General features: G+C 59.0%; 11 protein-coding genes. 3 read left to right on the plus strand and 8 right to left on the minus strand.

Annotation, left to right across the window (positions count from 1 at the left end; translation table 11 throughout):
- Positions 1-29 precede the first annotated feature (29 nt).
- Complete coding sequence (locus tag I6L58_RS01260; RefSeq protein WP_088209144.1) at positions 30-1,685, plus strand: ABC transporter permease; 1,656 nt, start codon at positions 30-32, stop codon at positions 1,683-1,685.
- 72 nt (positions 1,686-1,757) lie between these two features.
- On the plus strand, positions 1,758-2,603 hold the full coding sequence (nhoA, locus tag I6L58_RS01265; RefSeq protein ID WP_088209143.1) for an N-hydroxyarylamine O-acetyltransferase: 846 nt from the start codon (positions 1,758-1,760) through the stop codon (positions 2,601-2,603).
- A 120-nt stretch (positions 2,604-2,723) separates the two neighbouring features.
- On the opposite strand, the gene narI is transcribed toward nhoA, so the two are convergent.
- The 6 genes from narI to I6L58_RS01295 form a co-directional block, all read right to left on the minus strand.
- Positions 2,724-3,404 (minus strand): respiratory nitrate reductase subunit gamma, encoded by a 681-nt coding sequence (narI, locus tag I6L58_RS01270; RefSeq protein WP_006175400.1) that lies wholly within the window; start codon positions 3,402-3,404, stop codon positions 2,724-2,726.
- The gene (gene narW, locus I6L58_RS01275; RefSeq protein WP_088209142.1) at positions 3,401-4,096 is read right to left on the minus strand and encodes a nitrate reductase molybdenum cofactor assembly chaperone; all 696 of its coding nucleotides are present in this window, start codon (positions 4,094-4,096) and stop codon (positions 3,401-3,403) included. The genes narI and narW overlap by 4 nt, the downstream gene beginning before the upstream one ends.
- Positions 4,096-5,640, minus strand: a complete 1,545-nt coding sequence (gene narH / locus I6L58_RS01280) for a nitrate reductase subunit beta (RefSeq protein WP_006175398.1) — start codon at positions 5,638-5,640, stop codon at positions 4,096-4,098. Before narH ends, narW begins: the two co-directional genes overlap by 1 nt.
- Complete coding sequence (locus I6L58_RS01285) at positions 5,637-9,377, minus strand: nitrate reductase subunit alpha (protein ID WP_088209141.1); 3,741 nt, start codon at positions 9,375-9,377, stop codon at positions 5,637-5,639. The genes narH and I6L58_RS01285 overlap by 4 nt, the downstream gene beginning before the upstream one ends.
- A gap of 68 nt (positions 9,378-9,445) precedes the next feature.
- The gene (locus I6L58_RS01290; protein WP_006175396.1) at positions 9,446-10,831 is read right to left on the minus strand and encodes a NarK family nitrate/nitrite MFS transporter; all 1,386 of its coding nucleotides are present in this window, start codon (positions 10,829-10,831) and stop codon (positions 9,446-9,448) included.
- 209 nt (positions 10,832-11,040) lie between these two features.
- Positions 11,041-11,616, minus strand: coding sequence for a TetR family transcriptional regulator (locus I6L58_RS01295; protein ID WP_088209140.1), 576 nt, complete (start codon positions 11,614-11,616; stop codon positions 11,041-11,043).
- Between the two features lie 117 nt (positions 11,617-11,733).
- On the opposite strand from I6L58_RS01295, the gene I6L58_RS01300 reads away from it, so the two are divergent.
- Positions 11,734-13,221, plus strand: coding sequence for an MFS transporter (locus I6L58_RS01300; RefSeq protein ID WP_042319854.1), 1,488 nt, complete (start codon positions 11,734-11,736; stop codon positions 13,219-13,221).
- A 76-nt stretch (positions 13,222-13,297) separates the two neighbouring features.
- Here the strand turns inward: I6L58_RS01300 and I6L58_RS01305 are convergent, their stop codons facing one another.
- A complete protein-coding gene (locus I6L58_RS01305) occupies positions 13,298-14,524 on the minus strand; it encodes a Zn-dependent hydrolase (RefSeq protein WP_088209139.1) in 1,227 nt (408 codons plus the stop codon).
- Complete coding sequence (locus I6L58_RS01310; RefSeq protein WP_088209138.1) at positions 14,521-15,003, minus strand: L-2-amino-thiazoline-4-carboxylic acid hydrolase; 483 nt, start codon at positions 15,001-15,003, stop codon at positions 14,521-14,523. Before I6L58_RS01310 ends, I6L58_RS01305 begins: the two co-directional genes overlap by 4 nt.
- Positions 15,004-15,017 lie beyond the last annotated feature (14 nt).

A 15,017-nucleotide genomic window follows, 5' to 3' on the forward strand; every position in this document is an offset into this window, starting at 1 on the left:
GGGGGCAACCCCGTCTTCAGGAAGCTCCTGTGAATCAACGAATGTTATCGGCCATGACGCTGACGCTGCTGGTCGTCCTAGTGGCGTCTCCGCTGTTGTTCATCGCTATGCAGGCGATATTTCCTCAGTTCAACGCTGGCAATTTCAGCGGCGCGTTTAGCGGTGTACAGACGCTGCTGGCAGAGCCGCAGTTGCCCCGCATGTTGGGCGGAACGCTGCAGGTCGGGTTAGGCGTTGCGCTGGTCAGCGCGCTGATCGGCTTTCCGCTGGGCGTGGCGCGGGGGGTGTTCAACCTGCCGTGGCCGCGTCTGTGGGATCTGCTTTTCCTGATCCCGTTTTTGACGCCGCCCTATATCGCGGCGCTCTCATGGATGCTGGTGCTGCAAACCAACGGGTATCTGCAACAGCTGACCGGGATAAACCTCAACGATCTGCTGTTCAGCAAAACCGGGATCGTGCTGGTGATGGCGCTGAATATTTTCCCGGTGGTCTATTTTGCCGTATCGCGTAGCCTGCTGGCGAGCGGTCAGCGACTGGCGCAGGTTGCCCGGGTGCACGGCGCAAGCGCGGGCAGGGCGTTCTGGCACATCACGCTGCCAATGCTCTCCCCGTCGCTGGCGGCGGGAATGCTGCTGGCGTTTACCCTCGCAATTGAGGAGTTTGGCGTTCCGGCTGCGCTGGGGGCGCGCGCGGGCGTGCTGATGTTAACAACCGATATCGAGAAGAAGCTGGCCGACTGGCCGGTGGATCTGCCCGGGGCGGCGATGCTCTCGGTGGTGCTTGTGGTCATTGCCCTTGGCGCCTGGGCGATGCAGAAAAAACTGACGGGTCAACATGACGTCACCAGCATAACCGGCAAGCCGACCGAAAACAGTGGGGCAAACGCCGGTCTCTACACGCTGCCGATGGTTGTGCTGATGATTGTGGTGAGTGCGGTCGCGGTGCTGTTACCCGGCGCATCGATGGCGCTCTCCGGCGTGCTGGGTACATTATCTGGAGGTGTAACGCTTGATAACGTGACAACGTCACATTATGCGGCGCTGTTCAGCCAGCAGGGAGAGGCCTTGTTGGCGCTGGGAACCAGCCTGTCGCTGGCGCTCGGGACGGCGTGCATTACCGGGCTGCTGGGGCTGTTGGCATCGTGGCTGGTGGTAATGCAAAAGATAAAAGGGCGCGCGATGCTTGATGCGCTCTCGCTGATGCCCGCCGCGCTGCCCGGCATTGTCGTGGGCGTCGGTTTAATTCTGCTCTGGAACCGGTCCTTTTGGCCGGTCTCGCCGTATAACAGCTGGGTGATTTTGCTGCTGTCGTATTGCTGTCTGTTGCTGCCGTGGCCCGTGCGCTACGTTGGCAGCGCGCTGCGTCAATTGGGCGGGAGTCTGGAGCCTGCGGCGCGGGTTCACGGAGCCTCGGCGTTTCAGGCACTGCGCTATATCGTGATGCCGCTCGTCTCTCCCGCGCTGCTGGCGGCGATGCTGATGGTGTTTGCGATTGCCTCGCGTGAGCTGGTGACATCACTGTTGCTTACCCCGGCGGGCACACAGACGGTCTCGGTGTTTATCTGGCGGCAGTTCGAGCAAGGCTCCGTAGGGCAAGGCATGGCAATGGCGACGCTGACGCTGGTGACGGGGCTTCTCCTGATGCTCAGCGCGCTGGGTATTATGCAGCGCGCCAAGCAGCGCTAAAAAGCACATTTGCGCATATGGGGCGGGTAAAATAGTTTATAAACAAGGAATATCACATCAAGGAAGCCAACCATGTCCCCATTTCTGAGTGCTTATTTTGCCCGCACGGGCTGGCAACAGCCCGCGCAGGTTGATATCGACACCCTTCGTGCGCTGCATTTACACCACAACTGCGCGATCCCGTTTGAGAATATCGATGTGGTATTGCCGCGTGAGATCCATCTTGACGATCAAAGCCTGGTCGACAAACTGGTCACCGCGCGCCGCGGCGGTTACTGCTTTGAGCAAAATGGCCTGTTCGAGCGCGTATTACGCGAAGTGGGGTTTACGGTGCGTAGCGTGCTGGGGCGGGTGGTGCTGGCGAATCCGCCGCAGATGCCGCCGCGTACTCACCGTTTACTGCTGGTCGAACTGAACGGCGAACGCTGGATAGCGGATGTCGGGTTTGGCGGACAGACGCTGACGGCGCCCATACGCTTACTCGCCAACGAGGAGCAGAGTACGCCGCACGGCCTGTACCGCCTGCTAAGCGAAGGTAACGACTGGGTGCTGCAGTTCCGCCATCATGATCACTGGCAATCGATGTACCACTTTGACCTGGCGACGCAGTACTTTAACGATTACGTGATGGGTAACTTCTGGTCCGCGCACTGGCCGCAATCGCACTTCCGTCATCATCTGTTGATGTGTCGCCATCTCCCGGACGGCGGCAAGCTGACGCTGACTAATTTTAACTTCACGCACTGGCACAACGGCCATGTGGAGGAGCAGATCCATTTGCCGGACGCGCAGGCGCTTTATCAGCTGATGCAGTCACGGTTTGGTCCCGGGGTTGACGATCCGAAGCACGGCTTTACACTAGCAGAATTGACTGCGGTGATGGCGGGGTTTGATACGCATCCGCAGGCCGGGAAATAGCCCGGAACGGCGGGGAAGTAGGCCGGGTAAGGCGTAGCCGCCACCCGGCAAAATATTCCTGTGCGGGCTAATGCCCTCACCCCGGCCCTCTCCCACAGGGAGAGGGGGGAAAAACACCGATTAGCGGCGCGAGCGCACCACCTGGTAGCGACGGGTGAAATACTCGAACGGCGCGCTCCAGACGTGTACCAGACGGGTGAATGGGAAGATCAGGAAGATGGTCATGCCCAGCACGAGGTGGATGCGGAAAATGGGCGCTACGCCGCTCAGCATTTCCGACGATCCGCCTTTGAAGGTTACAATTCCCTGCGCCCATCCCACCAGTTTCATCATCTCGCTGCCGTCTGGATACTGCGCCGAGAACGGAATCGTCGTCAGCCCGAGAATGCACTGAATCAACAGGATACTCATGATAATGATATCCGGCGTGGTCGAGGTGGCGCGCACGCGCTGGTTAAACAGCCGGCGGACCAGCAACATGGAGCCGCCGATCAGCGTCAGCACGCCGCAAATCCCCCCGGCGATCATCGCCAGCTGCTGCTTAACGGCCACCGGCAAAAACCAGGCGTACATCCAGTGCGGGGTTAACATCCCGAACAGATGCCCGAAGAAAATCCCGAGGATCCCGATGTGAAACAGGTTCGACGCCCAGTTCATGCCGCGCTTGCTGAGCAACTGGCTCGACGAGGCGCGCCAGGTGTACTGTCCGTAGTCGTAGCGCAACCAACTGCCAATGAAAAAGACGGTGGCGCAGATGTAGGGGTAAATGTCATAGAAAAACACGTTGAGGTAGTGCGTCATTTTGGGCCTCCGGCGCCGACGTCCACATACTGCGGTGCAACGTCCTGGCTAAAGCGTCGTTGATATTGCTGCATCGGCGAACTGTCGCACGATGTGGCGTTGTCCTCGATAAACTTCACCTGTTCCTCTTCCCAGACGGCGTCCAGCGCCTGGCGGGTATCATCCCTTTTTTCACCGGAAACCTGCTGCGCCACGCTGTCGCTGGAGAGACGACTGTCGGCAAAACGCAGTAGCGCATCAAAAAGCTGATAATGCGCTACGCCGCGCTGCTTCAGGCGTCCGCCAATCAGCGCCAGGATCGGCGCGACGTTTTGCAACCCTTCGCGTGCCTCCGCGTCGCTGACAATGCTGAGATACTCCAGATAGAGCGGCAGATAGTCCGGCAGCTCGCGGCAGTCCAGCTCAAGCCCGGCTTTCTCATACTGGCCCATCAGATCGACCATCGCCTGCCCGCGATCGCGGGACTCGGCGTGCACATGTTCGAACAGCAGCAGCGAGGTGGCGCGACCCCGCTCAAACACCTCGCACCACTCGGCCTGCTTATCCAGCAGCGCTGCCCCAAGGTGCTGCCGGGCAAACGGCAGCAGCGCGGGGGCATCCTGTTCGATAAGGGAAAACGCCTCCTCGCGGCTTTCCCACAGCACCTCATCGGGATACTCAATCAGTAGCGCGATGATTTTCAGGATCTGCATTATTCTCCCTCCCCGTGTTCGCGCACCTCGGTGATGTTGATGGCATCAATGCGGCTGCTGTTGAAGAGGTTGAATTTGGTGTCGGAGCCGTGGCAGCCGTCGCCAAAGGTAAATCCGCAGCCGTTTTTCTCCGGGAAGGCGTCACGCGCCATTTCGCGGTGGCTGGTCGGGATCACAAAGCGGTCTTCGTAGTTGGCAATAGCCAGATAGCGATACATCTCCTCAACCTGCGCTTCGGTCAGCCCCACCTCTTCAATGGCGCGGGTATCGGTCACGCCTTCCACGGTCTGGGAGCGTTTGTAGTGACGCATCGCCATCATGCGCTTCAGGGCGCGCAGCACGGGAGCCGGGTCACCGGCGCTCAGCATGTTTGCCAGGTACTGCACCGGAATGCGCAGGCTTTCCACCGCCGGCAGAACGCCGTCGCTTTGCGGCAGACCGCCCGCATCGGCATAAGACTGAATAGGCGACAGCGGCGGAACGTACCAGACCATCGGCAGGGTACGGTATTCCGGGTGCAGCGGCAGGGCCAGCTTCCAGTCCATCGCCAGTTTGTAGACTGGCGAACGCTGCGCGGCGTCGATTGTGTTCTGAGGAATACCCTGTTTCAGCGCTTCTTCAATGATCGCCGGGTCGTGCGGGTCAAGGAAGACGTCGCACTGACGCTCGTACAGATCGGTTTCGTGCTCGGTGCTGGCCGCTTCTTCAATCCGATCCGCGTCGTACAGCAGCACGCCGAGATAGCGGATTCGTCCCACGCAGGTTTCCGAACAGACCGTTGGCTGGCCGGACTCAATGCGCGGATAGCAGAAGATGCATTTTTCGGACTTACCGCTTTTCCAGTTGAAGTAAATTTTCTTGTACGGGCAGCCGCTGATGCACAGACGCCAGCCGCGGCATTTGTCCTGGTCGATCAGGACAATCCCGTCTTCCTCACGTTTGTAGATCGCGCCGCTTGGGCAGGTGGCCGCACAGCTTGGGTTCAGGCAGTGCTCGCACAGGCGCGGGAGGTACATCATGAAGGTGTTTTCAAACTGGCCGTACATCTCTTTCTGGATCTTCTGGAAGTTGCGGTCGCGGGCGCGCTTCTCGAACTCGCCGCCGAGCAGTTCTTCCCAGTTTGGCCCCCAGACGATTTTATCCATTCGCTTGCCGTCGATAAGCGAGCGCGGGCGCGCAGTAGGGAGGTGATCGCCCTCCGGCGCGCGGTGCAGATCCTGATAATCAAAAGTGAACGGTTCATAATAATCATCAATCTGCGGCATGACCGGGTTCGAAAAGATTTTCGACAGGACGCCGAGCTTGCTGCCGAGGCGCGGGGTCAGCTTGCCGTGAATGCCGCGGATCCAGCCGCCTTGCCACTCGTCCTGGTCTTCCCAGTTTTTCGGATAGCCAATGCCCGGTTTGGTTTCAACGTTGTTAAACCACGCATATTCCATCCCTTCGCGCCCGGTCCAGACGTTTTTGCAGGTGACCGAGCAGGTGTGACAGCCGATGCACTTATCGAGATTCAGTACCATTCCAACCTGTGAGCGTATTTTCATTTTTTCGCCTCCTGAACCTGATCCCGACCTTCGCCGTCCAGCCAGTTAATGTTTTTCATTTTGCGGATCATGATGAACTCGTCGCGGTTGGAGCCAACGGTTCCGTAATAGTTAAAGCCGTAGGCCAGCTGCGCGTATCCGCCAATCATGTGCGTCGGTTTTGGACAGATGCGCGTCACCGAGTTGTGGATCCCGCCGCGCCGCCCGGTCACTTCAGAGCCTGGAATGTTCAGGATGCGCTCCTGGGCGTGGTACATCATGGTCATGCCCGGCGGCACGCGCTGGCTGACCACCGCTCGGGCGGTTAACGCACCGTTGGCGTTGAAGGCTTCGATCCAGTCGTTATCCTCAATGCCCAGTTCACGGGCGTCGGTTTCGCTTATCCAGACAATCGGGCCACCGCGAGACAGCGTCTGCATCAGCAGGTTTTCACTGTAGGTGGAGTGAATGCCCCATTTCTGGTGCGGCGTCAGGAAGTTCAGCGCTTTCTCCGGGAAGCCGTTCGGCGGGATTTCGCGCATGTGGGTGACGCTGCGGGTGTCTATCGGCGGGCGATAGGCCACCAGGCTTTCACCAAAGGCGCGCATCCAGACATGGTCCTGATACAGCTGTTGACGGCCAGACAGCGTGCGCCACGGGATCAGCTCGTGAACGTTGGTGTACCCGGCGTTATAGGAGACGTGTTCGCTCTCAAGCCCGGACCAGGTTGGGCTGGAGATGATTTTGCGCGGCTGAGCCTGAATATCGCGGAAGCGAATCTTCTCGTCTTCTTTGTTCAACGCCAGATGAGTGTGGTCGCGTCCGGTCATCTCCCCGAGCGCTTCCCAGGCTTTCACCGCCACCTGACCGTTAGTTTCCGGGGCGAGGGCGAGGATCACTTCCGAGGCGTCAATTGCCGTTTCAATACGTGGGCGGCCTTTGGCCGGGCCGTCGAGCTTGACGTAGTTGAGCTTGCCAAGGAATTCGACCTCCTTCTGGGTATTCCACGAGATGCCTTTCCCGCCGTTGCCGAGTTTATCCAGTAGCGGACCGAGGGCGGTAAAGCGCTCGTAGGTTTCCGGATAGTTACGTTCGACAACGGCGATGCCCGGCGCGGTTTTACCCGGGATCAGATCGCATTCACCCTTGCGCCAGTCCTGAATATCAAACGGCTGCGACAGCTCGCCGGGGGAGTCGTGCTGCAAAGGCTGCAACACCACGTCGGTTTCGGTACCCAGATGGCCGACGCAGGCCTCCGAGAACACTTTGGCAATGCCTTTGTAGATCTCCCAGTCGCTGCGTGATTCCCAGGCAGGGTCAACGGCGGCGGAGAGCGGGTGAATAAACGGATGCATATCCGAGGTATTCATGTCGTCTTTTTCATACCAGGTGGCGGTCGGCAGGACGATATCGGAGAAGAGGCAGGTGCTGGACATACGGAAATCGAGCGTGACCAGCAGATCCAGCTTCCCTTCGATGGCAGCGGTTTGCCACTCCACCTCTTCCGGCTTCACATCGTCGGTCGAGCCTAAATCTTCCCCCTGAATGCCGCTTTCGGTACCCAGCAGGTACTTGAGCATGTACTCGTGGCCCTTACCGGACGAGCCGAGGAGGTTCGAGCGCCAGACGAACAGGTTGCGCGGATGGTTTTTGCCGTTGTCGGGCTGTTCGCAGGCGAGGCGTACGTCCCCCGATTTCAGCCCCTGAACGGTATACTCCTGCGGCGTCATTCCGGCCGCGTCGGCGCGGGCTTTGATGTGTAGCGGGTTGAGGTTCAGCTGCGGCGACGACGGGAGCCAGCCCATGCGCTCGGCGCGAACGTTGAAGTCAATCAGGTGGCCGGTGAATTTGGTGGCGTCCGCCAGCGGCGAGAGCAACTCCCGCGCGGTCAGCTTTTCGTAACGCCACTGGCTGGCATGGTTGTAGAAGAATGAGGTGCTGTTCATCTGGCGCGGCGGGCGGTTCCAGTCCAGCGCGAACGCGAGGGGGAGCCAGCCGGTCTGTGGCCGCAGTTTTTCCTGGCCGACATAGTGCGACCAGCCGCCGCCGCTTTGCCCGACGCAGCCGCAGAAGACCAGCATGTTGATCATCCCGCGGTAGTTCATGTCCATGTGGTACCAGTGGTTCACACCGGCCCCAAGGATGATCATTGAGCGTCCGTGAGTTTTGTGCGCCGTGTCGGCAAACTCGCGGGCGATTTTTTCAATCAGCCAGGCGGGCACGCCGGTAATATGCTCGCCCCATGCCGGGGTATAGGCTTTGATGTCGGCGTAATTTACCGCCGCGTTGCTGTCCTCCAGACCGCGGTCGAGGCCGTAGTTCGCCAGCACCAGATCGTACACGCTGACGACGCGTTGCTGGCTGCCGTCAGCAAGCGTCAGGGTTTTGCTCGGCACGCGGCGCAAGAGCACCGGCTCCTGCTTCACGCTGCGAAAGTGCGGGTTTTCATTGCCGCCGAAATAGGGGAAGGCTACGTCCGCAATGCTGTCGTGGCTGTCGAGCAGAGAGAGCGTCAGCTCGGTCTCCTGACCGGCAGACAGCGACTCAAGGTTCCATTTGCCTTTTTCACCCCAGCGGAAACCGATCGATCCGTTCGGCACAACCAGATCCCCGGCGGCGTCAAAGGCGATGGTTTTCCACTCGGGGTTATTGGCTTCCCCCAGGCCGTCGGCCAGGTCGGAGGCGCGAAGCATTCTGCCCGGCACCACGCGGCCATCTGCCTGCTCGTCCAGCAGCACCAGCATTGGCATATCGGTGTACCGACGGCAGTAGTTGAGGAAGTAGTCGCTCGGGTTATCGAGGTGAAACTCTTTGAGGATCACGTGGCCCATCGCCATGGCAAGCGCGCTGTCGGTGCCCTGTTTTGGGGCCAGCCACTGATCGCTGAGCTTCGCCACCTCGGAGAAGTCCGGCGTGATGGCGACGGTTTTAGTGCCCTTGTAGCGCACTTCGGTAAAGAAGTGGGCATCCGGGGTACGCGTCTGCGGCACGTTGGAGCCCCAGGCGATGATGTAGCTGGAGTTGTACCAGTCGGCGGATTCCGGCACGTCGGTCTGCTCGCCCCAGGTCATCGGCGAGGCGGGCGGTAAATCGCAGTACCAGTCATAAAAACTCAGGCAGGTGCCGCCCAGCAGGGAGAGGTAGCGCGTCCCCGCCGCGTAAGAGACCATCGACATCGCCGGGATCGGCGAGAAGCCCGCCACGCGGTCGGGGCCGTAGTTTTTGATGGTCCAGACGTTGGCAGCGGCAATCAACTGGTTCAGCTCTTTCCAGTTCGAGCGAATAAACCCGCCGCGTCCACGCGCCTGGCGGTAGCTCTGCGCTTTCTGCGGATCGCTCTGGATGGCATCCCAGGCGAGCACCGGGTCAATATGCTGGGCGAGCGCCTCGCGCCACAGCTCAATCAGTTTGCGGCGCACCAGCGGATACTTCAGGCGGTTAGCGCTGTAGAGATACCAGGAGTAGCTTGCGCCACGCGGGCAGCCGCGCGGCTCATGGTTAGGCAGGTCGGGGCGGGTGCGGGGGTAGTCGGTTTGCTGCGTCTCCCAGGTCACCAGGCCGTTTTTGACGTAAATCTTCCAGCTACAGGAGCCGGTACAGTTCACGCCGTGGGTGGATCGCACGATTTTATCGAACTGCCAGCGCTGGCGATAGCTGTCCTCCCAGTCGCGGTTGGTGTGATACACCTGACCGTGACCATCGGCGAAACTGTCGCCTTTGGTTTTGAAGTAACGGAAGCGATCCAACAGTTTACTCATGACATTTCTCCTGCTCCGATAACATTGCCGGACAGCACTGCACCGCCCTCCGGCAAAAGAGAATTTTGTTATTGTTGTGAGGATTTACGGCCATAAACCAGCCAGGTGACAAAGACACAAACGATGTAAAACACGAGGAACACTTTCATGGCGCCCACCGGCGAACCGGTCATCGCCAGCGAAGTACCGAAGGCCTTGGGAATAAAGAACCCGCCCACCGCGCCAATCGCAGAGATAAAGCCCAGCGCCGCGGCCGTTTCGGTTACCGCTTCGTGCTGCGCCTGTTCGTCCGTTCCGCCTTCCTGCTTAACGCGGTTTAGGGTGATTTGGCGGAAAATAACCGCAATCATCTGGAACGTCGAGCCGCTGCCGAGGCCTGCGGTGAGGAACAGCCCCATAAAGACCAGGTAGAAGGCGATGAAGCTGCCGGACCCGCTACCGGGCAGCGTCAGGAAGATCAGCGCGCTAAACACGGCCATAAAGATAAAATTAATCAGCGTCACGCGTACGCCGCCCAGCCTGTCGGAGATCATGCCGCCCGCCGAGCGCGCCAGAGCGCCAATCAGCGGGCCAAAGAAGGCGAGGTGCAGGATATTGACGTCCGGGAACTGGGTTTTCGACAACATGGCAAAACCCGCCGAAAAACCGATAAACGAGCCGAAGGTCGCGAGATAGAGCAGGCTCAGTAGCCAGAGGTGAAAACGCTTCAGAACCGGAAGCTGACTGGCAATCGAGGCCTTAGAGCTGGCGATATCGTTCATGCCGAAGAACGCGGCAATAGTGGCCAGCAGCAGCAGCGGCGCCCAAATCCAGGCGGCATTCGCCAGCCACAGGGTTGAGCCGTCTTCCTGGGGCACGCCGTGAACCCCAAGGAAGGTGAACATTGGCAGGAAGATCACCAGCGGGGCGATCAGCTGCATGACGCTCACGCCGAGATTGCCCAGCCCACCGTTGATGCCCAGCGCGCTACCCTGGCGGGATTTCGGGAAGAAGAAGCTGATGTTGCCCATACTGGAGGCAAAGTTTGCGCCCGCAAAACCGCACATCAGGGCGATCACGATAAATACCCAGTAGGGCGTGGCGGTGTTCTGAATCGCAACGCCTAACCACACGCAGGGAATAATCAGAATTACGGTGCTGAAGACGGTCCAGTAACGCCCGCCAAATATCGGCACCATAAAGGAATAGGGGACGCGCAATATTGCCCCGGAAAGAGAGGGTAACGCGGTTAACATAAACAGCTGATCGGTAGTGAAATTAAATCCGACTTTATTAAGATTTACCGCAATGGCGCTAAATAACATCCATACGCAAAAGGCGAGTAGCAGACAGGCCACGGAGATAATCAAATTTCGTCGCGCAATATGTTTCCCTTTATTTTCCCAAAACTGCGCGTTTTCCGGTTTCCAGTTACTCAAAAGGTAATGATTATTTTTCTCATTTTGTTGTGACATAGCGCCCTCTTGCTTAATTAAATGAAGAAAAAATTAAGTGAAAACAGTCAGATGCTTGAAGGATGTTAAATATATTTTTTGGATGTTTTGGGATACTTCTGAAAGGATAGATAAAAAAGCGACCCCGGGAGAAAGAGATGGGAAAGCAGGGTCGCTTTATGTGTTACCAATTGTAACTTTTTGTGGGAATTACTACCACCGAGGGAGTATTAAAACAATTCCAGCGAAATCATTTTATCCAGATGTTTATTAAAGGCGGCGTCGTCTATTTCAGGCATATTTAAAACATAAATGCCGTCGAGACCACAGACCAGGCCGATCAAGCGCCAGGCAACGTCTTCGGCGCGGTCGGTCAGGGTAAAGTCTCCGGCGTTTGCACCTGCATTAATAATGGCGACCGTCTCCTGATGCCACATCTCCATCGTCAGCACGTACGCGCCTTTGATATCGTTGTCACGGCTCGCCAGAATCTGCGCTTCGCGCCACAGGCGGATATAGGGTTCAAAGCCACCTTCATCGCTGCCGAGCATGGCGCGCAGCCGTTCACGCCAGCTTGCGTCGTCACCGACCACTTCCGCGTCCAGCAGCTCGCGGATAAGCCGAACGAACGCCAGCGATTTGAGTTCGCCACCGGAGGTGAAATGGTGATGCACCTGTCCCGTGGCGACCCCGGCCTCCGCTGCAATCCTCCGTACCGTCATGGCCGCCAGTCCTTCGCTCAGCGCGACGCGCATGGCTGCCAGTAAAATCTCTTCCCGTCGCTCATCCTTGCTCAGATAACGCATTTTTTCTCACTCTCAATGGGGATGAAACAAGTGTAACAAAGCACTGGACAAGTGTTCAACTTTACGTAGGATCGCAGCCTGGACATGTGTCCAGTTTTCAGAATAAAAAGGATATTTATGTTTCGTCAGTGGTTAGCGTTAGTGATTATCGTGCTGGTTTATATCCCGGTAGCGATTGACGCGACGGTGCTGCACGTGGCGGCGCCGACATTGAGCATGACGCTGGGTGCCAGCGGCAATGAATTGCTGTGGATTATTGATATTTACTCGCTGGTGATGGCGGGGATGGTGCTGCCCATGGGCGCGCTGGGGGATCGCATCGGCTTTAAGCGATTGCTGATGATCGGCAGTACCTTGTTTGGCCTGTCATCCCTGGCGGCGGCCTTTGCGCCGACGGCAGGGTGGTTGATTGCTGCTCGTGCCTCGCTGGCCATCGGTGCGGCGATGATCATTCCGGCAACGCTTGCCGGGATCCGCACGCTGTTTACCGATGCCCGTCACCGCAACATTGCGCTTGGCGTCTGGGCGGCCGTTGGGTCCGGCGGCGCGGCCTTTGGCCCGCTGATTGGCGGCATCTTGCTTGAGCACTTCTACTGGGGCTCGGTCTTTTTGATCAACGTGCCGATCGTGCTGGTGGTGGTTTCTCTCGCCGCCCGGTTTGTGCCTGCCCAGCAGGGGCGGCCCGAGCAGCCGCTGAATATCGGCCATGCGATCATGTTGATTGTGGCGATTTTACTCCTGGTCTACAGCGCGAAAACGGCGCTGAAAGGCGATCTCTCTCCGTGGCTGGTGGCCTCTGCGCTGGTTGTCGGGGCGGTGATGCTGTTTATCTTCGTGCGTATCCAGTTGCGCGCCCGCGTGCCGATGATCGATATGCGGCTGTTCTGCCATCGCATCATCCTGAGCGGGGTGGTGATGGCGATGACCGCCATGATCGCCCTGGTCGGCTTCGAACTGCTGATGGCGCAGGAGCTGCAGTTTGTTCACGGTTTCACGCCGTTTGACGCCGGTATGTTTATGCTGCCGGTGATGGTTGCCAGCGGATTCAGCGGCCCGATTGCCGGTGTGCTGGTGGGGCGTCTGGGGCTGCGCATCGTGGCGGCTGGCGGTATGGGGCTGAGTGCAGTGAGCTTTATCGGGCTGTCGATGCTCGATTTCAGTACCCAGCAGTGGCAGGCGTGGTGCCTGATGGTGCTGTTAGGCTTTAGCGCGGCGAGCGCGCTGCTGGCCTCCACCTCGGCGATTATGGCGGCGGCACCGAAAGAGAAAGCGGCGGCGGCGGGCGCTATCGAGACCATGTCCTACGAGCTGGGCGCGGGTCTCGGGATCGCTATTTTTGGCCTGCTGTTGACCCGCAGCTTCTCGGCATCGATTGTCCTGCCGCAGGGGCTGAACGCATCCCTGGCGGATAAAGCGTCCTCATCTATCGGCGAAGCGGTGAAGGCGGCGCAGGATCTGTCGCCTGCGTTAGCGGAGTCGGTCATCGAGGCGGCGAAGACGGCATTTATCACCTCACACAGCGTGGCGCTCGGCAGCGCGGGGGGCATGCTGTTGCTTCTGGCGGTGGGGATTTGGTTTAGCCTGGCGAAGGTACCGAAGGCGTAAAACAAGCCCGGTGGCGCTGCGTTTACCGGGCCTGACGTGTGAATGCAGGCCCGATAAGACGAAGCCGTCACCCGGCTTATTTTTCCAGCGCGGCGGCCAACACGCTGTGCAACAGCACGTTGGCCCCTTTCTCTGACCACGTTGGCAGGATCTTTTCTGCTTCGTTATGGCTGATGCCTTTCACGCACGGAATAAAGATCATGCTGGCGGGGGCCACCTTACTGACGTAACAGGTGTCGTGTCCGGCGCCGGAGACCATCGATTTTGACGAATAGCCCAGCGCGGCGACGGCATTTTCCGTACGGGCCAGGCAGGCTTCGTTAAAGGCGATGGGCGCATAGTCGAAGATGCGCTCGACGTTGGCCGTCACGCCGCGTGCGGCCAGGTTTTTCGTCGCCTCATACAGCCCGGCTTCCATAGAGTCGAGCGCGTCCTGTGAAGGGTGGCGAAACTCCACGCTGCACTCCACTCGTGAAGGGACAACGTTACGCGAGTTCGGCGTGACCTGCACCATGCCGATGGTGGCGCGTCCGTCCGGTGCAAATTGATACCCGATCTCCTCCACGTTCAGCGCCAGCCCGGCGAAGGCGATGACCGCATCGCGGCGGCTGTGCATCGGCGTCGTTCCCGCATGGGCGGCAAAACCGTCGAGCGTTACCGTAAACCAGCGCTGACCCATGGCCGCCCGCACCAGGCCGATGTCGATCTCTTCCTCTTCGAGAATCGGCCCCTGTTCAATATGCAGCTCATAGCAGGCGTGAACCGGAAACGCGCGGGCAGGGCGTTCGCCACGATAGCCAATCGCTTCCAGCGCCTCGCGAACGGTGACCCGCTGGTTGTCCATCCTGGCGTAAGCAAAGTCTTCCGAGAGCTGGCCTGCCCAGACGCCGGAGGCCAGCATCGCCGGGGCGAAGCGCGCGCCTTCTTCGTTGGTCCAGTTCACCAGCACGATGTCGCGCTCGGTTTCAATCGCGTTATCGTTCAGGGTGCGCAGCAGTTCCAGCCCGGCCAGCACGCCGTAAATACCGTCGTAATTGCCGCCGAGCGGCTGCGAATCCACATGCGATCCGGTCATGACCGGGGCAAGCGCCGGGTTTTTACCCGCGCGACGGATAAACATGTTGCCCATGCTGTCAACGTCACAGGTGAAGCCCGCCTCCAGCGCCCAGTCGCGCAGCAGGTTGCGCGCAATGCGATCTTCCTCGCTTAACGCCAGGCGGGTGACGCCTCCGGCGGGAGTGCCGCCGATCTGCGCCATCATCTCCAGCGTCGACCAGAGTCGTTCGGCGTTAACCCTGATCATGCGTTGTCCTTTTTGCTGCGGTAGCGGAAGTCACAGCACGAGCCGCCCTGCATGATGGTGGTGGTGCGGGTCAGTTCCACATCCGGCGCATAGCCGACGATAAACTTCTCATCGCGCGCGCAGGAGAGCAGATGACCAATCTCTCCCAGCCCCATCTCGTGATACATCTCGGCGTAACGGCAGCGGGTGACGTTATAGTTGTACTGCGTGTCGTCGGCGTCGAGGACCTTCACGTCCAGCGCGTTGTCCTTCTCCCACAGATACTGCAGGGCGATAAAGCTTTTCACATCTGCGCCGTGCGGTTCCTTGCTGGCAAATTCTTTGCCCGCGTTGATGGCGGCCTGCTCAATGGCCTCGCCAATGACGGCCTGCGCGCGGGTTTTACCAATCTCGCGCACGAGGATTTCATAAATTGGCTTAATAATTTCTGCTTCAATTTTGCGGCGGGCAAGAATGCCCAGCTCATTATTATCACTCATCACATTGCCTCACT

The organism is Enterobacter cancerogenus (assembly GCF_019047785.1).
Lineage (GTDB): Bacteria > Pseudomonadota > Gammaproteobacteria > Enterobacterales > Enterobacteriaceae > Enterobacter > Enterobacter cancerogenus.

Coding starts and splice junctions, on each gene's coding strand:
- nhoA (WP_088209143.1), top strand. CDS start 1,758: ATGTCCCCATTTCTGAGTGCTTATTTTGCCCGCACGGGCTGGCAACAG.
- narI (WP_006175400.1), bottom strand. CDS start 3,404: ATGACGCACTACCTCAACGTGTTTTTCTATGACATTTACCCCTACATC.
- narW (WP_088209142.1), bottom strand. CDS start 4,096: ATGCAGATCCTGAAAATCATCGCGCTACTGATTGAGTATCCCGATGAG.
- narH (WP_006175398.1), bottom strand. CDS start 5,640: ATGAAAATACGCTCACAGGTTGGAATGGTACTGAATCTCGATAAGTGC.
- I6L58_RS01285 (WP_088209141.1), bottom strand. CDS start 9,377: ATGAGTAAACTGTTGGATCGCTTCCGTTACTTCAAAACCAAAGGCGAC.
- I6L58_RS01290 (WP_006175396.1), bottom strand. CDS start 10,831: ATGTCACAACAAAATGAGAAAAATAATCATTACCTTTTGAGTAACTGG.
- I6L58_RS01295 (WP_088209140.1), bottom strand. CDS start 11,616: ATGCGTTATCTGAGCAAGGATGAGCGACGGGAAGAGATTTTACTGGCA.
- I6L58_RS01300 (WP_042319854.1), top strand. CDS start 11,734: ATGTTTCGTCAGTGGTTAGCGTTAGTGATTATCGTGCTGGTTTATATC.
- I6L58_RS01305 (WP_088209139.1), bottom strand. CDS start 14,524: ATGATCAGGGTTAACGCCGAACGACTCTGGTCGACGCTGGAGATGATG.
- I6L58_RS01310 (WP_088209138.1), bottom strand. CDS start 15,003: ATGAGTGATAATAATGAGCTGGGCATTCTTGCCCGCCGCAAAATTGAA.